The organism is Acinetobacter sp. 226-1 (assembly GCF_030329325.1).
Lineage (GTDB): Bacteria > Pseudomonadota > Gammaproteobacteria > Pseudomonadales > Moraxellaceae > Acinetobacter > Acinetobacter sichuanensis.
In genome coordinates this window covers 462470-486123 of sequence record NZ_JACANU010000003.1, presented here as the reverse complement: position 1 = coordinate 486123, position 23654 = coordinate 462470, and the positions used below count along the sequence as shown (strand labels likewise).

Sequence of the window (23654 nt, the reverse complement as noted above, 5' to 3'; positions counted from 1 at the left end):
TATGCACATTACGACTCCTGATATTGGTGTAGATAAAGCCACAGTGGCTGAAATTTTGGTCAAAGTCGGTGATACGATTGCTGTCGATGACAGTATTGTATTATTAGAATCTGACAAAGCCTCTGTTGAAGTGCCAAGCACTTCGGCAGGTGTGGTGAAAAGTATTTTAGTTCAGCAGGGCGATGAAGTCGCTGAAGGGGCTGTACTGATCGAATTAGCGGCTGAAGGTCAAACGGCAGCGCCTGTTGCTGAAACAGCACCAGTAGAAACAGCAACACAAGCTGTTGCTGCTGAAGAGAAAGCAAAAACTGTTGAAACACCTGTGACAGCTACATCTTCGCAAGTGGTTGATGTTCAAGTGCCTGATATTGGTGTTGAAAAAGCCACAGTATCTGAAATTTTAGTTGCTGTTGGTGATGAAATTGCTTTAGATGACAGCATTGTGGTGGTTGAGTCAGACAAAGCGACTGTTGAAGTACCAAGTACTGTTGCAGGTATTGTTGACGCTGTGATCATCCAAGTTGGCGATAGTGTTAAAGAAGGTGTTGTATTACTGAAAGTGAAAACTGCATCAGCTACACCTGTCGCAGATGAAGTTGTGGCTGCACCAGCTACGGCTCCTGTGGTTGAAACTGCTAAAGTTGAAGTTGCTGCACCTGTGGCAGCAGCGCCAAAAGGTGCTGTTGAAATCGCAGTTCCTGACTTGGGTGTAGATAAAGCAGCGGTGGCTGAGATTTTAGTTGCAGTAGGTGACAAGGTTGAGAAAGACCAAAGCATCATTGTGGTTGAATCAGACAAAGCAACGGTAGAAGTACCGAGTACAACAGCAGGTACCATTAAAGCCATTCATGTCACTTTAGGGCAAAATGTATCTGAAGGTATTGCTTTAGTGACCATTGAGGCTGAAGGTCAAGCTGTTGCACCTGTTGCACAAGCACCTGCTAAAGTTGAAGCACCGAAAGCAGTTGCTCCTGTTCAAACAGCATCTGAAACACACAGCGCAGATAAGTTAAGCAAAGAACAAAATGCAGCCAATTCCAAAGTCTATGCAGGTCCAGCAGTACGTAAACTTGCACGTGAATTAGGCGTGGTATTAGCGGAAGTAAAAGCTTCAGGTCCACATGAACGTGTCATGAAGGAAGACGTTTTCGCATTTGTGAAAGTGAAATTGACAACGCCACAAGCAGCTCAGACAGTGGCTGCTCCTGTTGCTTCAGGTTTGCCAGCATTACCAGATTTTAGTGCATTTGGTGGTAGTGAAATTGCACCAATGACCCGTTTACAGCAAGTGTCTGTACCGCAGTTATCATTGAATAATTTCATTCCACAAGTGACTCAGTTTGACTTGGCAGATATCACTGAGCTTGAAGCTTGGCGTGGTGAACTCAAAGGTAAATTCAAACAAGATGGTATCAGCCTGACGATTTTGGCATTCATTGCTAAAGCGGTGGCATTCCTGTTGAAAGAAGAACCATACTTTGCAGGTCATTTAGCGGATGATCAAAAGTCAGTTGTATTACGTAACGAAATCCATATGGGAATTGCTGTCGCAACACCTGATGGTCTTACTGTTCCTGTACTGCGTAATCCTGATCAAAAATCAATTAAGCAAATTGCGATTGAATTGGGTGAACTCAGTAAAAAAGCCCGTGATAAGAAACTTTCACCGAAAGACTTACAAGGTGCCAACTTTACCATTACTAGCTTGGGTTCTATTGGCGGTACAGCATTTACACCGTTAGTAAACTGGCCTCAAGTGGCAATTTTGGGCATTTCACCTGCGACCATGCAACCTGTATGGAATGGTGAAGGTTTTGATCCAAAACTGATGTTGCCGTTGTCATTGTCTTATGATCACCGTGTGATTAATGGTGCGGATGCGGCGCGTTTTACCAATAAACTGACCAAGCTATTAGCAGATATTCGTAATATTTTGCTGTAATTTCAGCCTTAAAAATCAATAAAAAAACCTTGCTTCGGCAAGGTTTTTTTATAGGTATACTCAAGAAAAGTCGCTTTAGCTGAATTTCATTGAAAATAAAACAGAAGCAGATTAATATAGCAATACACTTCATTGGGGAGTAGCCGCTATTCACATTTTTGTGAATAGGTGATGGTCAACATAATTGTTCAACAGAACATGGTCATCATAGCAAAGAACCAATTTAACTGAAGATTCAGTTTCTTTTGTTGGCAAGACCTTTGATTTATCACTCTGCATTGGATAGGCAACTATTCATCTAGGCTAGCAGGAGGGGTAAGTCATCGGTAAATATTGCTAGCCAGAGAATATGACATGTTTAGTGCCTTTCTTATTTCTTTAGTGGTTGTTGCCTTATCAGAAATGGGTGATAAAACCCAACTCCTTGCATTATTACTTGCTGCACGTTTTCGTAAACCTGTACCGATTCTTATCGCTATTTTTCTAGCAACTGTGGTGAATCATGGTGTTTCTGCTGTACTTGGACAATGGATTACCACTGTTTTAAGTCCAACTGTTTTGTTGTGGATTGTTTCTCTTGGTTTTATTGCGATGGCAGCTTGGATGCTGATTCCAGATGAGTTGGATGATGAATCTGAAAGTATTAATAAATGGCAAAAATATGGTGTTTTTGGCGCAACATTTGTGTTGTTCTTTCTGGCTGAAATTGGCGATAAAACCCAGATTGCGACTGTTGCTTTAGCTGCGCGTTTTGACAGTATTGGTTGGGTGACATTAGGTACAACCATCGGGATTATGTTAGTGAATGCACCTGCAGTATTTATTGGTAATAAATTGGCGGATAAACTTCCAATTTCATTAATTCATAAAATTGGTGCATTAATTTTCTTGGTGATTGGTGTTGCTGCATTGGTACAACATTATTTCTTCTAATTTAAAAATGAATAGATTAAAAGCTCAATGATATTTGGGCTTTTTTTTGGAAAATTTAAAATAAAAATAAATCCCTAAAATTTTTATGTGTATGTATTGTAACTTTGTTAAACTACTTATATTGTGAATATTAAATTAAAAAACGATTTTATTTAAAGAATTTTTTGGGGTTGGATATGGCTTTGGATCGTACAACATCGCAAGTGCTGTTTGATAACGGTACGCATAAATGTATTAGTTTTACCAGTTTGGTGAAAGGAGAGGGGGTACAAGCCAATCAATTTCTGATTCTTGATCATGAGCGTGCTGCGGTTTTAGATCCGGGGGGTGATTTGACTTATGTTCCACTCACCATGGAACTCAATAAATATACACGTTTACAAAACCTTGATTATGTCATGGCATCGCACCAAGACCCTGACATTATTACCTCTATGCCGCGTTGGTTGGTCTATACCGATGCCAAAGTGGTTGCTTCAAAATTATGGGCACGTTTTTTACCACATTTAAACTCTGCATTTATGAGTGATCGTATGAAAGGTGGTTGGTTGGAGCGCTTAGTTGAGTTACCTGATCAAGGAGCTGCGATTTCTTTAGGCGAATGTCAAATTATTGCTGTGCCTGCACATTTTTTACATTCGGTTGGAAACTTTCAATTTTATGATCCAATTTCCAAAATTTTATTTTCTGGTGATATGGGGGCATCTATGGTGAAAGATGCTTCGAAACCGATTGATAATTTTGCAGCACATATTCCCACAATGAAAGGTTTTCATCAGCGTTATATGTGTTCAAATCGTGTGATTCGTCTTTGGGTGAAAATGGTGCGTCAAATGGATATTGAAATGATCGTGCCGCAACATGGAACGCCTTTTGTAGGTAAAACGATGATTAATGAATTTTTAGATTGGATTGAAAATCTGCAATGTGGCATAGATTTGATGGATGAAATGGTATTTTCATACCCACAATAAATGAACAAAAAATTAGAAAAAAATATTGAGTTGAAGAAAAAAAATAATTAGGATTTGTATTACACAATGGATTTTTTCCTCATTTGAGTTGTGATCTATATTTGTTTAAAACGGGATAGATCGCCACTTTTTGATGTGTTGTAAAAACTCTGATTTATTTTTTGAAACCTCTTTCATGACTAAAAAATGAAGGAGGTTTTTTTGACCGCGAGAATTTTAAAAATATGTTGTCTCAAATCTCAGCACAGGATGCGTGCTTAAGCTGTGGGGCGTGTTGCGCCTTTTTCAGGGTTTCATTTTATTGGGCAGAAGGTGAAATTATGCCTGAAGGTGTGGTAGATGAATTAACGCCTGTCTATTCATGTATGAAAGGTACCAATCAAAAAAATCCACGTTGTGTGATGTTGTCAGGTGAAATTGGGCAACAAGTGAGTTGCACAATGTATGAACAACGCAGTTCAAGCTGTAAAGAAGTTCAAGCAGGTGATGCACAGTGTAATAAAGCACGTTCTGCACATGGTTTAATTCCATTGGTTGAAATTGAACCTGTATTACCAAGTAATGATGATGGTTATGACCAAGTGTGTTAAAGGATGAGGTCTTTTGATGACTTTTAATTTGCTTGCAGATGATGTGTATTTGACCAGTGACTTTGCCTTAGCAAAAAATAATCGGTTAATGAGTGAAATAGAAACAGCTAAAATATTGAATGTTCAATATCGTTTTGTTGATTTAAGGCTCATTCTTTATGATTCCAAGAGGCATAAAATGGCATTTGCCTATACTTCAAAATAAATGTCGTTTGAATTTATTCTGAATAATCAAATAGGCAATATACTAAATCATGCTGTTCAAGATAACTTTTGATGATCTACAGATCATTCCAGATCAGTATGATTGAATTATTACAAATATAGATAACGTCATTTTCAAACAATAAATTTAAATTTGGTCTCCAGTTAGGATTGTCATTATTAGAATGTCTAAATTCAATGAAGTTCTAAGGATTGTTGTGGTGTTAAATTGACTAAAATTTTATATTCAAAGCCCATTTTGATTTTTCTTAGTGGTTGAAAAAATTGATCTAATCAAGAATAAAGCAATTCATCACAATAAAAAATGAAATTTAAACTGAAATTTGTATATAATAGCTCACGGAAATTACCAGCGAGACTGTTATGTTGACCATCGTTCAAGAAGCCCTTACCTTCGATGATGTCTTATTACTCCCTGCCTATTCTACTGTCCTCCCAAAAGATGTCTCTCTAAAGACACGCCTTACCCGCGGCATTCAACTGAATATTCCTATGGTTTCAGCAGCAATGGATACTGTGACTGAGTCACGTATGGCGATTGCAATGGCGCAAAATGGTGGTATCGGTATCCTGCATAAAAACATGGACATTTCTGCTCAGGCAGCAGAAGTTCGCCGTGTGAAAAAATTTGAAGCAGGTATGGTGAAAGACCCAATTACTGTAACACCAGAAACAACTGTACGTGAATTGATTGCGATTACTCAAGCAAACAATATCAGTGGTGTACCTGTTGTTAAAGATGGCAAAGTGGTTGGCATCGTGACAGGTCGTGATACGCGTTTTGAAACCAATCTTGAACAACCTGTTAGCAATATCATGACAGGTCAAGACCGTTTAGTCACAGTACGTGAAAATGAGTCTAAAGAAAATATCCAAGCACTTCTTCAAAAAAATCGTATTGAAAAAGTGATTGTGGTTGGTGAGCACAACGAACTTAAAGGCTTAATTACGGTCACTGACTTCCGTAAAGCTGAGCTTTATCCAAACAGTTGTAAAGATGATTTGGGTCGTTTACGTGTAGGTGCTGCTGTAGGTACAGGTGCTGAAACACCAAGCCGTGTAGAAGCATTGGTTGAAGCAGGTGTCGATGCGATTGTGGTTGATACTGCACATGGTCATTCTGCGGGTGTAATTGAACGCGTACGTTGGGTAAAAGCAAACTATCCACAAGTTCAAGTCATTGGCGGTAACATTGCAACAGGTGATGCAGCATTGGCATTGCTTGATGCAGGCGCAGATGCAGTTAAAGTCGGTATTGGTCCTGGTTCAATTTGTACAACACGTATTGTTGCAGGTATTGGCATGCCACAAATTTCTGCAATTGATTCTGTTGCAAATGCATTGAAAGATCAAATTCCATTGATCGCAGATGGTGGTATTCGCTTCTCTGGTGATATGGCAAAAGCGATTGGTGCAGGTGCAAGTACAATCATGGTCGGTTCACTCATGGCAGGTACTGAAGAAGCACCTGGCGAAGTTGAATTCTTCCAAGGTCGTTATTATAAAGCATACCGTGGTATGGGTTCATTGGGTGCGATGGCAGGCGCGACAGGTTCTGCTGACCGTTATTTCCAAGACTCAAAAGCAGGCGCTGAAAAATTAGTACCAGAAGGTATTGAAGGTCGTGTACCGTACAAAGGTCCTATGGGCAATATCGTGCATCAAATGATGGGTGGTTTACGTTCATCTATGGGCTATACAGGTTCTTCAACAATCGAAGATTTACGTCAAAATGCGAAGTTTGTAAAAATTACCGCAGCAGGTATGTCTGAGTCACATGTACATGATGTAACAATTACAAAAGAAGCGCCAAACTACCGTGTTGGTTAATATTTTCGTGTAATTTTACATTTTAAAACCGCCATTTTATGGCGGTTTTTTTATTTTGGTGTAAAGTAATGCGATTGAAAATCAACTGTTAAACAACACGATAAATAAGCGGGTAAAAAATGAGTTATTTTGGTACAGACGGGATTCGAGGCAAATTTGGTGAACTCCCAATTACCCCAGAATTTGCATTAAAACTAGGATTTGCAGCAGGAAAAGTATTAAAGCAAATCAGTCCAAAAACTAAGCCTATTGTTGTTTTAGGTAAGGATACACGTCTTTCTGGTTATATTTTAGAAGCTGCATTACAAGCAGGTTTAAATGCTGCGGGTGTTTATGTGCATTTGCTTGGACCATTACCTACGCCAGCAATTGCACATTTAACACGTGCTTTGCATGCCAATTTAGGTATTGTGATTTCGGCATCACATAATCCATATTTTGATAATGGAATTAAATTCTTTTCTGGTGAAGGTAAAAAACTACCTGATGCAATTCAAGAAGCGATTAACCAAGAATTAGAAAATGAAATAGTCATTGATGATAATGCAAACTTAGGAAAAAGTGTGCGCGTCAACGATGCAAATGGACGTTATATTGAGTTTTGTAAATCAACATTCCCATATCATTACAACTTGCGCCATTTAAAAATTGTGGTGGATTGTGCGCATGGTGCAGCTTATAGCGTTGGACCTGCTGTTTTCCGTGAGTTGGGTGCAAAAGTTATAGCTTTATATAATGAACCAACAGGTTTAAATATTAATGAAGGTTGTGGCTCAACACATCCTGAAAAGTTACAAGCTGCTGTAGTTGAACATCAAGCTGATCTTGGGATTGCTTTTGATGGTGATGCTGACCGTGTTGTCATGGTCGATCGTCATGGTAACTTGATTGATGGTGATCACATTTTGTATATCTTAGCGACTCAAGCCAATACTAAACCTGCTGGGATTGTGGGTACAGTGATGAGCAATATGGCGCTTGAACTCGCTTTAGAAAAAGCACAAGTACCTTTTGTACGTGCCAAAGTGGGTGACCGTTATGTATTACAAAATCTTGAAGAAAATAATTGGGTGATAGGTGGTGAGCCATCAGGACATATTTTGACTTTGGATAAGAGTACAACAGGTGACGCAATCATTGCCGCATTGCAAGTATTAACGGTTATGGTTGAACAAGATAAAGCTTTAGATGAGTTGGTTGCAGACTTTAAATTATTACCGAATGTTTTAGTGAATATTCGTTTAGAGCAAATGTTTGATCCTTTTGCAATTCCTGCATTAGTCGCAGAATTTGATCAAGTTGAAGCAAAACTTAAAGGGCGTGGTCGTATTTTGATTCGTAAGTCAGGGACTGAACCTGTTATTCGCGTCATGGTTGAAGGTGATAATCAGCAAGAAGTAACTGATTTAGCTAACCATTTGGCAGATCAAGTACGTCAAAACGCTAACGCTTAATATAAAAGAGGAAAGTTCATGAGTGATGTAATTAAAGATTTAAGTGAGCTGCGTCTGACTTATCAAAAAGATGAACTGCATGAGGAAAATGTGGATATTTATCCACATGAGCAATTTCTTCAATGGTTTAACTCTGCTTTAAATGCAAATCTTCATGAACCTTATGCAATGTCACTGGCAACTGCGGACGGTCAAGGTCGTCCGCATGTACGCACTGTTTTGTTACGTGGTGCAACGCAAGATGGTTATGATTTTTATACCAATTATGACAGCCAAAAAGGTCTAGATTTAGCTGCAAATCCTTATGCAGAAATTTTATTTTATTGGTCTGAATTAGAGCGACAAATTCGTATTAGTGGGCGAGTGACTCGGATTTCTGAACAGGAATCAACAGACTATTATCATAAGCGACCGCGTGACAGCCAAATTGCAGCACATATCAGTACGCCACAAAGTGGGGTGATTGCAAGCCGTGAGTTATTACAACAACGCTTTAAAGACTTACATGATCAGGTTGAGCAACAAAATGAATTAGCCAAACCAGAATTTTGGGGTGGTTATCGTTTACAACCCGATCATTATGAGTTTTGGCAAGGTCGCCCAAATCGATTACATGATCGCTTGATTTATAAAAAAGAAAATAGTCTCTGGACTTTACAACGTTTGATGCCGTAAATGTCAAAAATTAAAATTCAACAACGCCCCTTTATCACACGCCCTGAAAACATTCAGGGCGTCTCCTCATTTGTTGCCGATATTTTGGCACGCCGTGGTGTGCAATCTGAGCAAGAGCTAGAGTTAAAATTAAAGTATTTACTTGCACCGACGATGAAAGGTCTTGATCAAGCCATTCAAATTATTGATCAAGCAATTGATACACAGAAAAAAATCGTTATTGTTGGCGATTATGATGCCGATGGTGCAACCAGTACAGCCTTGATGATTCTTGCTCTGACTGAAATGGGCGCGAATGTTAATTATCTAGTCCCTGACCGTTTTAAATATGGTTATGGCTTAACGCCAAAAATTGCTGATTTAGCTTTTGAAATGTATCAACCTGATTTGTTAATCACGGTAGATAATGGAATCTCGAGCCATGCAGGTGTAGCACAAGCGCAAGCCCATGCTATGCAAGTCATTATTACAGATCATCATTTAACAACAAAAGAAACGCCACAAGCAGAAGCTGTCGTCAATCCAAATCAATTAGGCTGTGAATTTCCAAGTAAAGCTTTGGCAGGTGTCGGAGTTGCATTTTATTTACTGGCAAATTTAAGTAGTTATCGCGCAAAGTTAGCTAAATCCACTGCAAAAATGTCGCAATATTTAGACTTGGTTGCATTAGGTACTTATGCTGATGTTGCAAGTTTAGACTATAACAACCGAATTTTGGTTGATGCAGGATTAAAGCGGATTCAGCAAAATCAGTGCCGTGTTGGCATCAGTGCATTATTGGATATTGCAGGACGAGATCCTGCCCAGTTACAAGCATCAGATTTGGGCTTTGTTCTTGGTCCACGTATCAATGCTGCTGGACGCATGGAAACTATGGATATTGGTATTGAATGTCTGTTAGCAACCGAAATGCAAAGTACTTATGCTTTGGCACAACAGTTAAATGATTTAAATCTTGAACGCCGTCAAGTCGAGTCACAAATTAAGCAAGAAGCTTTGCTTGAAATTGAAAAATTACAGTTTGATCAAACCAATTTACCTGTAGCCTTGGTGTTGTTTGAAGAACATTGGCATCAAGGTGTCATTGGGATTGTCGCTGGACGCTTAAAAGAACAATTCCATCGACCAAGTATCGTCTTTGCAGCAGATAAAGATGGGCTTCATATCAAAGGTTCGGCACGTTCTATTGATGGTATTCATATTCGAGACTGTATTGAAAAAGTGGCAGAACAGCATCCTCACTTGGTCAGTTTTTTTGGTGGTCATGCAGCAGCAGCAGGTTTGACGATCAAAAAACAGCATTTTGAAGAATTTAAACAAGTTTTTAATCAACTCATTGCCCAATCTGATGCTGAGTTATTTCAAGCAACTTTATGGACAGATGGTGAATTAGCTGCGCAAGATTTTCAAATCCACACTGTGAATTTGCTAGAAAATTTAGGTCCTTGGGGGCATAAATTTCCTGCTCCAATTTTTGAAGGTCAGTTTAAGGTCGTGGAGCATCGTTGGCTAAAAGAAGTGCATTTGAAGTTAAAGGTCGCTTTACAAGATGGACGATGTGTTGATGCGATTGCTTTTAATGCACGAGATAAATTTCAGTTTGATCCTACACAAGAAAAAGTTCATCTTGTTTATGAACTAGATAAAAATCAATTTAATGGAAATGTAAGTCTGCAACTCAGAATTTTGCATTTAATGCATTGATTTGATATAAAAATAAAAAAACCGCTCATGTTGAGCGGTTTTTTTATGTGTGATCTATGCGGCTTAGAAACGGTAGCCTGCACGTACACCATAAGTATTGTAGTCATCACCAAAACCAACACGACCTTCAACACTTACATTTTGATTTAAGAATTTCTTAGCAGAAACACCGAATTCATCACGTTCTGTTAAGTCATTGTTGTAGTAATCAGCACCAACACTTAAAGTTTTGTCTAGGTATAAATCACCACGAACTCGATATTCGTCTAAATCACCAAATGCACCAAATGCTTCAAAGTTTGCATCGTATTGACCCACTTGAGTAACATATTTGGCACGAACTGTTGGGTCTACGCCATCATCGCCATGTTTTGCATCATAGCCTGTTAAACCTAAAGCAAGTAATAAACCTGGTGCTGGTAAGTAACCGACTTCAGCGCCGTAAGTTGTTACTTTAGAGTCAATCGGTGTGTTGTCTACTTCAAGTTCATCACGACCTACACGACCACTGACATAAAAATCACTGCCTGGCACATAATATTCAATACCTGCACCATATTGCGTATCTTTTACACCATCGTTATCTGCATAACCGACATTGGCTTTTACATTACTTGCGCGGTCAAGGAAGGCTGCTTCATTTAAAGGTGAATTACGTGTTTGTACTGGGTTAAAATAATAAGTTCCATCTACACCAAATTGATGAGTTGCATCAAAATCATCCCAATCAGTATAAGTATAAGAACCGCCTACTTCTGCTTGATAAGCATTTGCAGCACTTGAAACTGCGATCGCTGATAGTGCGATTGCTGAAGCTAACGCTAGTTTTTTCATGGATTCTTCTCCCCTCTGAAATATGATTTCATTCGTGTTTTAAATCTTTTGTTACAACTTCAGTCTAAGGGAAATAAAAAGCGCGTCAATCACTGCAAAGTAACAGAACTGTAATGTTGGTAATTTTGTGTAAAATTACAACACTAATTATTTGATTTTTAAACAATAAAAACATTGTTTTGTTTTATTAAAATTGTGTGAATATTATGAATAATCTTGATATTTAGGTAAAAAATAAGAGAAAAGTGTAATTAAAAAGCACCTCATGTATGAAATGCTTCAATATTTTATCTAAATCATTCTTATATTTTTAGAAGCGATAAGTTGCATTTACATGAACGCCTTGCAAGTCATCACCAAAACCAACCTCACCTCCAAGCGCCAAGTTTTGGTTGATGAAATATTTTGAACGTACTGAGAAAAAATCAATATTACTGTGATTATCATCTTGTAGTGTGTAGCTTGCGCCTAAGCTAAAAGCGTAATTAAAATAATAATCTGTAGCTAAGGTAAATTGGTCTAGATCACCAAAAGTACCATCAGCTTCAAAGTTTAAATATTGTCCACTTTGCCCAAGGGAAGTAACATATTTTGCTTTTAGAGCAAGATTGGCTTGGTCATCTTCATCTGTTGTATAACCGTCAACACCAGCCGCAAGTAATAAATTACTGACTGGCATAAAGCCGACCAATGCACGATAGGTTGTTACATCAACGTCGTGAGTATATTTCTCTTTTCCACCATTTACATGTGCAACAGTTTGATCTTGAAGTTGGCTATAACCAATTTCACCATTCACATAAAATTGCTGATAAAAATATTCTAAACCACCCACAACAGAATGAATATCACGTTCACTTTTGGCAATCGCATTATGAGCACCAAACATATCAATATAATTTTCACTTTCTAGAAAATTATAGCGATATGTGCCATAGAGATTACTTACGTTTCCTAAAAAAGCGGCTTCATTTAGAGGAGCACTTTTTGTTTGTACTGGCGAAAAGTAGAATGTCGCTTTGGCATCAAGCTGATGGTCGGTTTTGGTAAAATCATCATCATGATTTAAATAGGTAAAGCCACCCTCAATTTGAGCATCATAAGCAAAACTAGACATAGTGAGTGTTGCTAAAGTACAAGCGATGAATACACGTTTCATGAATTCCCCATTCAGTTTAGGTTATTGTTGTTTAAGAAAATTGTCATAAATAATGAGCGTGAATTGTTCATAAAAAATACAGTTTGGTCAATACAGTTGTCGGACAGAAACGCAAATTCTTATCTTTTATTGACTCTGTGGTAGAATGCCTGCGAATTAAACATCATTAACCGTGAGATAAAAACGCGTGGAAATTAATCCTTATCTAATACAGCTAAAAGACTTAAACGACCGTGGTCAAACACTACGGGGGTATCTTTGACTACGATCTAAAGAAAGAGCGTTTAGAAGAGGTACTTCGCGAGCTGGAAGACCCTGCCATCTGGAATGATCAGAGCCGTGCGCAGGCGATGGCAAAAGAAAAAGGCGAGCTTGAAAACGTCATTAATGTACTTGAAGGCTTAGCGACTCAGCTTGAAGATGCTCAGGCAATGCTTGACCTTGCTGTTGAAGCTGAGGATGAAAGTTTGCTTGCCGATGTTCAGGCTGAATTGACTTCTGCTGAAGAAGAATTGGCGAAACTTGAATTCCGCCGTATGTTCAGTAACTCAATGGACCCGAACCCATGTTATGTGGAAATTCAGGCAGGTTCTGGCGGTACAGAAGCACAGGACTGGGCGTCAATGTTATTGCGTATGTATATGCGTTGGATTGAACGTCATGGCTTTAAAGCCGAACTGATGGAAGAATCGGATGGTGATGTGGCAGGGATTAAATCTGCAACCATTCGTGTTGAAGGTGAATATGCCTATGGTTGGTTACGTACCGAATCGGGTGTACACCGTTTAGTGCGTAAGTCACCGTTTGACTCAGGTAACCGTCGTCATACCTCATTCTCAGCAGTATTCGTTTCACCTGAAGTCGATGACAATATTGAAATTGATATTAACCCTGCCGATGTGCGCACAGATACCTACCGTGCATCAGGGGCAGGTGGTCAGCACATTAACAAAACGGACTCTGCGGTACGTTTAACACATGCACCAACAGGCATCGTGGTGGCGTGTCAGAACCAACGTTCACAACATGCCAACCGTGACCATGCATGGAAACAGTTACGTGCAAAATTGTATGAACTGGAAATGAGTAAACGTAACGAAGCAGCACAGGCACTTGAAGACTCGAAGTCTGATATTGGTTGGGGCAGTCAGATTCGTTCGTATGTATTGGATGATTCACGTATTAAAGACTTACGTACAGGCGTGGAAAATTCCAACACAGGTGCGGTTCTTGATGGTGATCTGGATAAATTTATTGAGGCGAGCTTAAAGCAAGGGCTTTAATTGCTGAAATTAAATTTTGATAAAAAGCAAAGCATTATCTACATGTTTACAATATATCTAAAATAATCGATATTAAAATCGAAAAAATACGATATATTGAGTTTAACAATGCTGGATAATGCTTTGTTGTGAATTTGAATGTGTCTGATACGAGTTATAAGTATGGATATTGATTTAATTTCTAAAGCGTTGGCAAATCCGACTCGACGGCAGATCTTGGCGTGGTTGAAAAACCCGCAGCAATATCTGTGTGAAGAGCAGTGTGGAGGCTTTAGTCGTGGGGTCTGTGCAGGGAATATCGAAAAACTCGGTAAGGTCTCACAATCCACCATGTCAAATCATTTGTCTGTGTTACAACAGTCAGGTCTAATTCAGGCTGAAAAATATGGTCAATGGTCTTATTTTTCCCGCAATGAAACCCTTATTCAGCAATATATTGAACATTTACAGCAAGCACTGTAAGACTCAGCAGAGGCTGAGATTCTCTCTCTTTGGTGCTGAATGAGGCAAAAATGGCTGAACTGAATTCTCCGCTTATTTTAGGCGATTTACACCTTAAAAACCGTGTCATCATGGCACCTTTAACCCGCAGTCGTGCGACCATAGACCGTGTTCCTACCGCAATGATGGCAGAGTACTATGCTCAAAGAGCAAGTGCAGGTTTAATCATTTCTGAAGCGACGGTAATTTCTGAACAAGCCAATGGTTATTTAAACACGCCGGGATTATTCACCGATGCTCAGGTTGAAGGCTGGAAGCTGACCACGCAGGCAGTACATGATAAGGGTGGTTTGATTGTTGCTCAACTTTGGCATGTTGGGCGTGTTTCACATCCTGATCTACTGGGTGGTGAAACGCCTGTTTCTGCAAGTGCCGTACAGCAAGCAGGGCAAGTCAGTTTACTGCGTCCAAAACGTGATTATGTTGTGCCACGTGCTTTAGAGATTTCTGAAATCAAAACCATTGTCGAGCAATATAAACAGGCTGCAATCCGTGCCAAAGATGCAGGTTTTGATGGTGTGGAACTCCATGCTGCCAATGGTTATTTGATCGATCAGTTTTTACAGAGCAAAACTAATCAGCGTGATGATGAATACGGCGGTTCTGTGGAAAACCGTGCCCGTCTATTGCTTGAAGTGACTGATGCCTTGATTGAAGTCTGGGGTGCAGGTCGTGTAGGTGTGCATCTAGCACCTCGTGGCGATGAACATGATATGGGCGATGCTGATCCACGTGAAACATTTGGCTATGCGCTCGAAGAATTGGGTAAACGTAAAATCGCGTTCTTCTTTACCCGTGAGCATATTGATGAAGGTAGCATCAGTGGTTATTTAAAACAGCGTTCAGGTGGCGTACCTTATATTGCCAATATGAAGTTAAGCCGTGCAGATGCTATTGAACTGTTAGCCTCAGGCAAAGCCGATGCCGTGTCTTTTGGTAAAGCCTATATTGCCAACCCTGATCTATATGAACGCCTACTTCAGGATGCACCTTTGAATGAACTGGTATTTGAAAATATGATCGGTTCACAAACGGCAGAAGGCTATATTGATTATCCTGCTTTAGAAGTAGAGCATAGTGCTTAAACTTGATTATTCAAGATTTTAGCGTTTTATGTTGGAATGACTGAAATGTTGTTCCATCATAAATTTGTACTTGATTTCGTCCTGCTTGTTTGGCGTGATAGAGTGCTTGATCTGCTAAATAAATCGCTTGATCAATATTCGATTGAGGGCAAGTTAGCCCTAAACCAAAACTAGCCGTCAGATAAATTTGTTGCCCATCATTGAGTTTTAAAGGATGGTTGGCAATCGTTTTTCTACACTTTTCTGCGATTTCTAAAGCTTGTGTTTCTGTAATTTGTGGTAAGAGTAAAATAAATTCTTCACCACCATAACGCGCAACAATATCCGTTTTGCGAACTGAAAGAGACAATGTTTTTGCGATGTGTTTGAGTGCCAAATCACCTGTATAGTGCCCATAATGATCATTAATTGCTTTGAAATGGTCTAAATCCAGTAAAATTATGAGATAAGAAAGCTGTTGTTTTTGTAACTCTTTAATTTTTTCATTAAAAAAACGCCGATTATACAAACCCGTTAATGGATCTATTTGGCTAATTTCTTGAAATAAAGATTCTCTATGACGCCACTGTAGTAAAAGTATTTCAAAGAAAAGTAGACCCGCAAATAACACAGGTATAATGAAATAAATCATACTATAAACCCAAAAATTATTATGATAGGGAATACTATTTAATAATTGATGGCTAAAAATAGGTGCATAAGGAATGATGTTTTTAGTGGTCAGATAAATTAAGGCAGAAAAAATAGATGTAGCTAAAATTAAATTAAAATAAATAATTTTTTGATTAAATAAAACTAATCCTATACCTGTTACACAAACACTCGTGAAAATCGTTGCAGGACTATAAATTCCAACTAGATAACCGTCTAAAACTAAAATTAAAATAAAGGTTGTAATCACAAAGTAGCTAAAATAATGATTTATCCATGTCTTTTTATGATTGAAAATACTGACAATAATTAAAATCGTTAAGCAAATAATCGAAATAATATTGATCATAAGCTGATTTTTTAATAATGAAATATTTAACCATTGCCAAAGTGTTGGTGTGATTAAAATATAAACTTTCCACATAATCCAGATTAAATGAATTAAAATAGCCAATACCAAAACTAAAATACATTTATGAATGTTAGACCAACTCATAATAATATTAGACTGTATATAACTGATCATTTTTTTTGCTAAATTATTCATGGGAGTTATATTAAATCCATTTTATTTTGGTTAGATTAACTCGTTATTCATGTATTTCCTATACATGCTCTAAAAATGTAAAATATTTTAAGAAAAAATACAGTATTTTTATGGGAGCATTTTGAAATTTAATCTGTTATGAAGCTGACCGAGGAGATATTTTACATATAGTTTCAGTCAGTGTTAAATAGACTAAAAGAGAAAATAATGCATAAATGATGTGCGATGAAATTATAAACCTAAATGATTATTTTCTGCATGTTTTTATCTAAAATTATTAAAGAATTGTATTTTATAAATTATTTCTAAAAATATCATGCAAGCAGAGCAGTAAGCAGCTATTTAGCCACTGACTGCTTTTTGTTTTAAAAAATTGATCAAGTTTGATCAAGTCGATGAGCAAAGTCAGCAATATCAGCAAGTGCTTTTTTGGCTTCATCAAACCATGGGCTAAACATCTGAAAGTTATGCCACATGCCTGTATAGAGTTTATAGGTGACATCGACATCAGCTTTTTTGGCTTTTTTCTCGAAACGGATGGCATCATCCATCAAGATTTCTTTTGAACCCACTTGAACAAGGGTGGGTGGAAGACCTGAAAAATCACCAAAAATAGGTGAAATTTCAGGAATTGAAGGATCTATATCTTTAGGGACATAGTAACTAATTCCTGTTTCTAAAGCTTCTACAGAAAGTAATGCATCATGTTTTTGGTTGTAACGTAAAGATTCACTGGTTAATGTTAAATCTAAAAAAGGTGACATTAAAATTAAGCCACTTGGTAGATGTTCTGGATCTTCTTTTTTGAGTTTTAAGGCAAGAGCTAAAGCTAAATTTGCACCACAAGAATCCCCTGAAACAATAATATCTTTTGGTTGTACGCCTTGATCCATCAGCATTTGATAGATGTCATAAATCGCATCGCTTGCTTCAGGATATTGATGATCAGGTGCTAATGGATAGTCAACATGTAAGACTTGCATTTGTGTTCGAACAGCGATTTCAGATAAAAAAGCCCGATGTGTTTTGAGTGAACCAACGAAAAAAGCACCACCATGAATGTGAAAAATCATCTGTGTAGTTGTGGCTTGCGGCTTTATTTCTTCAGCATGTATGCCCGCAATACGCAAAGAACGAAGCACAACATCTTTTGGTTGAGGAAAAACACGTGTGAGTTGTTCGAGAGTAAAACGCACAGCAGTCGGTGGGAGATTTAAGCGACTTGGCATTTTAAAACTGGTCTTTAAAATAGCTTCTGTGATGAATTGTTTCATTAACGGATTAATCTTCATGCTTTTTCCATTTTGTTTGATCTTTACTGTTTTTATTTGTTGAATGACCAACATTATTTACAAGGGTACACTAAATAGTCACATTCAAAAATTGCATATTTGTTGCAATTTTTGAATACTATCATATGTTAATGATGACTAGGGAAATCAACAAAAATGAAAAAAATAGCATTGATGATCGGCTTATTCGCAGCGACGGCATTTGCTAATGCAGCAGATCCACTCAATGGTACAGTATGGAAAACCATTGATGATGAAACCAAACAGCCGAAAGCGATTGTGAAATTTACTGAGCAAAGTAATGGCACACTTTCTGCCACGATCCAAAGTATTGTGACGCCAGGCGAAGAAAATGTATGTACGAAGTGTGAAGGCAAGTATCACAATAAATCTTTGAAAGGTGTCACCATTGTTCATGGATTAAAAAATGTAAATGGTAAATATGAAGGCGGTACAATTCTTGACCCTAAAAATGGCAAAAGCTATAAGCTAAAAGGTGAGTTAGCAGGCAGTAAGCTCAACCTTCGTGGCTATATGGGCGTTTCGGCTTTAGGTCGTAACCAAACTTGGATTCGTGCTAACTAATTTTTGCATCAATCATGTGAAAAAGCTCGATATTAATATCGAGCTTTTTATTGTTTATTAAACAGCAGATAGACGCTATTTTATTTTAAAGCTTTGATTTTTTCTTCATCAAAGCCGACGACATATTGTTCATCTTTTTCAATAACAGGACGCTTGATCATGCTGCTATGTGCGATTAAAGCTTGAATCAGATTGTCTTGGTTTTCTAAAGCTTCTTTTTGTTCTTGTTCAGAAAGTTTTTTCCATGTTGTGCCTTTTTTATTGAGAATAAGCTCTTGTCCTAATTGGTTGAGCCATCTTTTTAATGTTTCAGCATCAATGCCTTGTTTCTTATAATCATGAAATTCATAAGGAATAGACAGTTCATTGAGTAAGTCAAACGCTTTTTTCATCGAACTACAGTTTTTGATTCCGTAAATTTTCAACATAATATATAACCTATTTGTCTTTAAATTTTGATATTGCTGAATTTTAGGGTAGCAAAAAAAATGCGTGGACTAAAACCATTTAAAATTTAAAATGGGAAATATAATGTGAAAATATAAGTTGTCATAAAAATGAAAGATAAAGTCTTTAAATTAATTGCTATAAACATGAAGAAAAATTATAAAGATAAACAACGAAAAGACTTGAAAATAACAAAGTAATTATTTAAAACATAAGAAAGAGAAAACCCGCATCTAATCATCCTGACTATGCGGGTCTCAGTACAACGTCCAATGTCAAATCCATTAAAAATATAAACTTGCGTTTAGTATTTTCCTTTCGTCCTACGGCGTCCTATCCTTTTGCTGTCATCCTGACAATGTCCCTGTGCCGTGAGACAATAATGCGCTTATTGGGGTGAAGAAAAAATACGATAACACGACAAGTATTGTGAGATATTTACACTTATTAAGTGAACAAGTGTTCACTTAATAGTGAGGGTTCTATATTTTAAACTGATAATTGATAGTCAATAATGACAGGTGCATGGTCACTAAACCATTGTTCTTTATAGACCCAAGCGTTGACAGTACGGGTTTTCCAGTCAGGCGAGCATGCCTGATAGTCAATGCGCCAACCGACATTTTTTGCTCGTGCTTGTCCTCGATTTGACCACCAAGAGTAAACATCAGCTTCTTTGCGTACTTCACGGAAGGTATCTACATAACCTAAATCATCATAAATATGATCGAGCCAAGCACGTTCATGTGGTAAGCAGCCTGATGCTTTTTGATTGCCTGACCAGTTCTTAATATCAAGACGTTTATGCACAATATTGTAATCGCCACAGACAATGACTGATTTATTTTCATCACGCCATTTTTTTAGAATGACTTTATATTCTTCTAAAAAATGATCTTTGCGTGCTTGTGCTTCATCACCTGAAGAACCTGAAGGAAGGTAAAGGGAACAGATATGTACGTTTTGTTCTAAACCAAGATCAAATTCAGCACTGATAAAACGACCTTGTGAATCGGCTAATTCAAAACCTAAACCATCTTTGATGGAAACAAAAGGTAATCGGCTATAAATAGCAGTCCCTGCATAGCCTGCTTTTTCTGCGGGAAATAGATGCGTGTACCAACCTTCAGGTTTAAATTTATCAGTCCACTGTGTATGTGTGATCCGACTTTCTTGCATACAAATGACATCCGCCTCAGACTGTTCAAGCCAATCTAGCAAGCCTTTTGTGACAGATGCACGTAAACCATTTACGTTAATTGAGACAACTCTTAAAATTTTTTGATCACTTGGATAGCTACTCTTTGGTATCATGCGCAAGTCTTACCTCTATTACAGAATTTCGGAGCACCTCATGACATCAGCAGCGACATTCAATCCGCAAACTTTTATCGAACTTGCCTTATCACGTGGTGTGCTTAAATTTGGTGAGTTTACTTTAAAATCAGGTCGTGTGAGTCCTTATTTTTTTAATGCAGGCTTACTCAATGACGGTGAAGCATTATCGCTGTTAGCACAAGGTTATGCAGATAAACTCACACAATGTAACAATGTTGAAGTGATCTTTGGTCCAGCTTATAAAGGCATTCCTTTTGTTGCTGCAACGGCTGTTGCACTTTCTCAAGTTCATGGCGTAAGTGTGCCTTGGGGTTTTAACCGTAAAGAAGCAAAAGATCATGGTGAAGGTGGTGTTTTGGTTGGTGCTGCGGTTGAAGGCAAAAAGGTTTGGATTATTGACGATGTTATTACGGCAGGCACAGCAATTCGTGAAGTCGTGACGGTTCTTAAAAATGCAGGTGCAAGTATTGCAGGTGTATTGGTTGCGTTAGATCGTCAAGAAAAAGGTCAAGGTCAACTTTCTGCGATTCAAGAAGTACAAAAAGAGTTAGAAATTCCTGTACATGCTTTGATTACCATGAAAGATTTGATGGACTATTTAGATGCAAAAGGTGAAAAAGAAGCCTTAGCTAAAATGGAAGCATACCGTGTGAAATATGGTATTTAATCTTTTAGATTACATAATTAAGATTTAAGGAGCGTATCGCTCCTTATTTTTGTTAAATAGATTTGCTTCAGGTTAATGCACTCATGGTGTTTTTAGTTTTGGTTGCTGTTGTTGTTATATTTGGTTTTGTTATTGTGCAAAAAATGGATGAGCGACGCTGGCAACGTTATCAGTTTGAACGAGATATGTTTTTTAGATCTCATCCCTTAGTTATTGAAGATACAACAGAATTTTCCTATCAACTCAAGATCAGCTATGCAGCTCAGCGTAAGATCATTACTGAGCAGATGTTGAAACCGACAGCACAGCCATATTATAAAAAAGTACGCTTACAACGTGTGCCAGAGTCTCAGCATGAAAAATATATGATCGATGTGATGTTAAAAGACATTAAAATTGGTCAATTAGATTATATTTATGCACAACAGCTTGGGCAGTATTTGGAAAAAACGGATTTTAAAGTTGGGCGCCCAATAGAAGTATTATCCGAAATTTTGGTTATCCAAAAAAGTGAATATGAATTAGGTTGTCAAATTCGTTTAAATTTGCCTGCTGACTCAGCAGAAATTGAATATTTGGAAGTTAAAGAGCAAAGTAAATAATGCTCAATCATTTTCAGTCATGCTTAGTTTTCAAAGTCCAAGAAGAAAAATAATAACAGGGACTGCTCTTTTAAGACAAAGCTGAAAAAAATAAAAATTAAAAGAAATTTACAACAAAAACAATTCTGTTATTGTCCTATTACTAGTATTCAGCGTATTAAATGTTATCTAGGTCAAATCTTGAAAATTGACTAGAATATGGATAGATCAGCATCGCCATCGCAAATTTTATGCAGCATTTATTTAGGATAAAAATATGACAAATACCAATTATAGTGAAATCTCTAATTCTGATGATTGCGAAAAATACGTCAATCAATTTATTCAAAACTTTCAAATTCGCTCTGCGGAGATCGGCAAAGGCACTGTGATTAAACGTGCTTTACCAAGCCGTCATAAGCGTATGATTGGCGCATGGTGTTTTTTAGATCATGCAGGACCTGTAACTTTTCCTCAAGGTGATGGCTTAGATGTAGGACCACATCCACATATTGGTTTACAAACCTTTACTTGGATGATTGAAGGGACGATGTTGCATAGTGATAGTCTGGGTACGACCAATCAACTCATTCAACCTAAACAAGTCAATCTCATGACCGCAGGTTATGGTATTTCCCATACAGAAGTTGCACCTGACAATGAAACAAAAATGCATGCAGCTCAGCTTTGGATTGCTTTGCCTGATGATAAAATAAATATGGCTCCACAGTTTGACCATTATCCTGAGTTGCCTGTGGTTGAACAAGATGAGGTTGAATTTACAGTTTTAGTGGGTGAGTTTCTAAAAACAACTTCGCCTGTGAAGGTACATTCTGAACTGGTTGGAGTCGATTTTTATGCAAAAGAATCAACCACCACCATCATTCCTTTAAATCCAAAATTTGAATATGGTTTTATGGCACTCGAAGGTGAGGCTGTTGTGAATGGACATGAACTCAACAGCGATAATATGGTGGTATTAGAACCTGGTATTCATAAAATTGAAGTACAACTCCATAAAGGTGCTCGTCTATTGCTCATTGGTGGTGAGCCTTTTGAATCTCCAATTTTACTGTGGTGGAATTTTGTTGGTCGTACGCAAGAAGAGTTAAAGATTGCACGTGAGCAATGGGTAGCAGAAGATGCGCGTTTTGGACGTATTCCAAGTTATGACGGTCCTCGTTTAGAAGCACCTGTATTTCCTGATAAAATGCGTCCTTCAAAATAAAAATAGTGAAAAGTGAGTAAAATAAAATGGCAATTATCGCAAATGCAAAGGTAAAAACATTGTCCGAAGCATGGTCAGGAGAGGTCAGTAGTGGTCAGCACAGACTCATTACGGATAAACCCGAGTCATTTGGTGGACAAGATCAGGGTTTAGCGCCTTATGATTTTATTTGTTCAGGGTTAATCTCATGTACCATGATTACGCTACGCATGTACGCACAGCATAAAGGTTTTGACTTAGGTGAATTTACAGTTGAAGCTGATTTTAATGCCAATAAAGAAGGCAAAGAATGGATAGATCCTCGTTTGGCTTTTGCACAGCCTTTGACTGAAGAATTACATCAAAAAGTTTTGGATATTTGTCAGAAAACCCCTGTAACAAAGACATTATTACGAAGTGTAGAAATCAACACGTCTATTCTTTAGTCATAGAAAAATAAAAAATGGTGTTTTTTAAGGAAAATGCCATTTTTTATATTGGGTTTTATTGATGAATTTGATCTTTTTACCTAGTGCGTCAGGCAATACCACATTTTGGAATAATGTTATTCAGTGCTTAACATTAGATGTCACTACACAAGTGATTGCCTATCCAAGCTTTGGTGGTCATCCTGATAATGATCATGTGCACAGTTTTGAAGACTTACAACACCATGTATTGCAGCAAATTCAGCAACCTTCTGTATTGATTGCGCAGTCTATGGGGGGAATATTTGCAGTACAAGCCGCTTTACAAAAATCAACGCAGGTTATTACTTTGGTTTTGATTGCAACTTCAGGTGGAATTGATTTGAGTCAGTTTGAAGTTGCCGACTGGCGTACAGACTATCAACTTAATTTTGCTGTACCTGATTGGTTTGTTCAACATCATGTCGAGCTTGATGCTGAGTTGGAAAAAATACAGTGTCCCGTTTTACTGATTTGGGGCGGTTCAGACCCGATCAGCCCTGTAACAGTTGGGCAGTATTTACATCAGAAAATCGTTCAATCTGAACTGCATATCATTGAAAATGGACAACATGATTTAGCACATGTGCATGCTGAGCAAGTTTCGGCATTCATTGAAAAATTTCTCATCACCCATAAAAAATGCCTAACTGAGGAAAGTTAGGCATGATCCATTTTAGATG

The 23654-nt window shown here is 37.8% G+C and carries 24 protein-coding genes and 1 riboswitch; of the genes, 18 read left to right on the top strand and 6 right to left on the bottom strand.

From position 1 onward, the window contains the following. Position 1: 1 nt before the first annotated feature. From HX124_RS08395 to recJ, 9 genes are all read left to right on the top strand, one after another. Positions 2–1942, top strand: a complete 1941-nt coding sequence (locus HX124_RS08395) for a 2-oxo acid dehydrogenase subunit E2 (protein ID WP_286382906.1) — start codon at positions 2–4, stop codon at positions 1940–1942. Positions 1943–2064: 122 nt separating this feature from the next. After that, positions 2065–2208: riboswitch (yybP-ykoY riboswitch) on the top strand. An 88-nt stretch (positions 2209–2296) separates the two neighbouring features. Then, positions 2297–2875: a TMEM165/GDT1 family protein gene (locus HX124_RS08390; protein WP_107009467.1), complete on the top strand. Its 579-nt coding sequence runs from the start codon at positions 2297–2299 to the stop codon at positions 2873–2875. A gap of 176 nt (positions 2876–3051) precedes the next feature. Further along, on the top strand, positions 3052–3849 hold the full coding sequence (locus tag HX124_RS08385) for an oxygen-binding di-iron domain-containing protein (RefSeq protein ID WP_286376143.1): 798 nt from the start codon (positions 3052–3054) through the stop codon (positions 3847–3849). A 224-nt stretch (positions 3850–4073) separates the two neighbouring features. Continuing rightward, positions 4074–4439, top strand: coding sequence for a YkgJ family cysteine cluster protein (locus HX124_RS08380; RefSeq protein ID WP_107009469.1), 366 nt, complete (start codon positions 4074–4076; stop codon positions 4437–4439). 16 nt (positions 4440–4455) lie between these two features. Next, positions 4456–4644, top strand: coding sequence for a hypothetical protein (locus HX124_RS08375; RefSeq protein WP_286376142.1), 189 nt, complete (start codon positions 4456–4458; stop codon positions 4642–4644). A gap of 383 nt (positions 4645–5027) precedes the next feature. Further along, on the top strand, positions 5028–6494 hold the full coding sequence (gene guaB, locus HX124_RS08370) for an IMP dehydrogenase (RefSeq protein ID WP_286382910.1): 1467 nt from the start codon (positions 5028–5030) through the stop codon (positions 6492–6494). Between the two features lie 119 nt (positions 6495–6613). Beyond that, entirely contained in the window at positions 6614–7948 is a 1335-nt protein-coding gene (gene glmM / locus HX124_RS08365) for a phosphoglucosamine mutase (RefSeq protein WP_286382912.1), read from the top strand. Between the two features lie 18 nt (positions 7949–7966). Next, positions 7967–8623 carry a pyridoxamine 5'-phosphate oxidase gene (pdxH, locus tag HX124_RS08360; RefSeq protein WP_286376140.1) on the top strand — a complete coding sequence of 219 codons (657 nt, stop codon included), beginning with the start codon at positions 7967–7969 and terminating at the stop codon, positions 8621–8623. Continuing rightward, positions 8624–10327: a single-stranded-DNA-specific exonuclease RecJ gene (recJ, locus tag HX124_RS08355; RefSeq protein WP_286382914.1), complete on the top strand. Its 1704-nt coding sequence runs from the start codon at positions 8624–8626 to the stop codon at positions 10325–10327. It abuts the gene before it with no gap. 63 nt (positions 10328–10390) lie between these two features. Here recJ and HX124_RS08350 read toward each other — a convergent pair whose 3' ends face one another. Both HX124_RS08350 and HX124_RS08345 read right to left on the bottom strand, forming a co-directional pair. Further along, on the bottom strand, positions 10391–11161 hold the full coding sequence (locus HX124_RS08350; RefSeq protein ID WP_286376138.1) for a putative porin: 771 nt from the start codon (positions 11159–11161) through the stop codon (positions 10391–10393). Between the two features lie 310 nt (positions 11162–11471). Further along, positions 11472–12320, bottom strand: a complete 849-nt coding sequence (locus HX124_RS08345) for a putative porin (RefSeq protein ID WP_286382916.1) — start codon at positions 12318–12320, stop codon at positions 11472–11474. Between the two features lie 187 nt (positions 12321–12507). On the opposite strand from HX124_RS08345, the gene prfB reads away from it, so the two are divergent. The 3 genes from prfB to HX124_RS08330 all read left to right on the top strand — a co-directional run bounded on the left by prfB (position 12508) and on the right by HX124_RS08330 (position 15189). After that, positions 12508–13603, top strand: a protein-coding gene (gene prfB / locus HX124_RS08340) for a peptide chain release factor 2 (RefSeq protein WP_286382918.1) whose coding sequence is annotated in 2 segments (ribosomal slippage) — positions 12508–12579 and positions 12581–13603 — 1095 coding nt in all. Because the reading frame shifts where the segments join, the coding sequence is not laid out codon by codon here. A gap of 162 nt (positions 13604–13765) precedes the next feature. Then, entirely contained in the window at positions 13766–14065 is a 300-nt protein-coding gene (locus tag HX124_RS08335) for an ArsR/SmtB family transcription factor (protein WP_107007261.1), read from the top strand. 50 nt (positions 14066–14115) lie between these two features. After that, positions 14116–15189, top strand: coding sequence for an alkene reductase (locus tag HX124_RS08330; protein ID WP_286382922.1), 1074 nt, complete (start codon positions 14116–14118; stop codon positions 15187–15189). A gap of 10 nt (positions 15190–15199) precedes the next feature. Here the strand turns inward: HX124_RS08330 and HX124_RS08325 are convergent, their stop codons facing one another. Continuing rightward, entirely contained in the window at positions 15200–16387 is a 1188-nt protein-coding gene (locus HX124_RS08325; RefSeq protein ID WP_286382923.1) for a GGDEF domain-containing protein, read from the bottom strand. A 377-nt stretch (positions 16388–16764) separates the two neighbouring features. Beyond that, positions 16765–17679, bottom strand: a complete 915-nt coding sequence (locus HX124_RS08320; protein ID WP_286382925.1) for an alpha/beta hydrolase — start codon at positions 17677–17679, stop codon at positions 16765–16767. 156 nt (positions 17680–17835) lie between these two features. Between HX124_RS08320 and HX124_RS08315 the strand changes: the two genes are divergently transcribed. Then, complete coding sequence (locus HX124_RS08315; RefSeq protein WP_107007258.1) at positions 17836–18264, top strand: DUF2147 domain-containing protein; 429 nt, start codon at positions 17836–17838, stop codon at positions 18262–18264. Positions 18265–18344: 80 nt separating this feature from the next. On the opposite strand, the gene HX124_RS08310 is transcribed toward HX124_RS08315, so the two are convergent. Together HX124_RS08310 and HX124_RS08305 are read right to left on the bottom strand one after the other, a co-directional pair. Beyond that, positions 18345–18692: a Spx/MgsR family RNA polymerase-binding regulatory protein gene (locus HX124_RS08310; protein ID WP_107007257.1), complete on the bottom strand. Its 348-nt coding sequence runs from the start codon at positions 18690–18692 to the stop codon at positions 18345–18347. 508 nt (positions 18693–19200) lie between these two features. Next, the gene (locus HX124_RS08305; protein WP_286383037.1) at positions 19201–20025 is read right to left on the bottom strand and encodes an exodeoxyribonuclease III; all 825 of its coding nucleotides are present in this window, start codon (positions 20023–20025) and stop codon (positions 19201–19203) included. A gap of 40 nt (positions 20026–20065) precedes the next feature. Between HX124_RS08305 and pyrE the strand changes: the two genes are divergently transcribed. The 5 genes from pyrE (at position 20066) to HX124_RS08280 (ending at position 23635) form a co-directional block, all read left to right on the top strand. Next, positions 20066–20716: an orotate phosphoribosyltransferase gene (pyrE, locus tag HX124_RS08300; protein ID WP_107007255.1), complete on the top strand. Its 651-nt coding sequence runs from the start codon at positions 20066–20068 to the stop codon at positions 20714–20716. Between the two features lie 83 nt (positions 20717–20799). Continuing rightward, positions 20800–21318: a hypothetical protein gene (locus HX124_RS08295; protein ID WP_286382927.1), complete on the top strand. Its 519-nt coding sequence runs from the start codon at positions 20800–20802 to the stop codon at positions 21316–21318. Between the two features lie 256 nt (positions 21319–21574). Further along, positions 21575–22525, top strand: a complete 951-nt coding sequence (locus tag HX124_RS08290; RefSeq protein WP_286376131.1) for a pirin family protein — start codon at positions 21575–21577, stop codon at positions 22523–22525. 26 nt (positions 22526–22551) lie between these two features. Further along, positions 22552–22950 (top strand): OsmC family protein, encoded by a 399-nt coding sequence (locus HX124_RS08285; protein ID WP_286382929.1) that lies wholly within the window; start codon positions 22552–22554, stop codon positions 22948–22950. Between the two features lie 64 nt (positions 22951–23014). Continuing rightward, positions 23015–23635, top strand: coding sequence for an alpha/beta fold hydrolase (locus tag HX124_RS08280; protein WP_286382931.1), 621 nt, complete (start codon positions 23015–23017; stop codon positions 23633–23635). Positions 23636–23654: the final 19 nt, after the last annotated feature.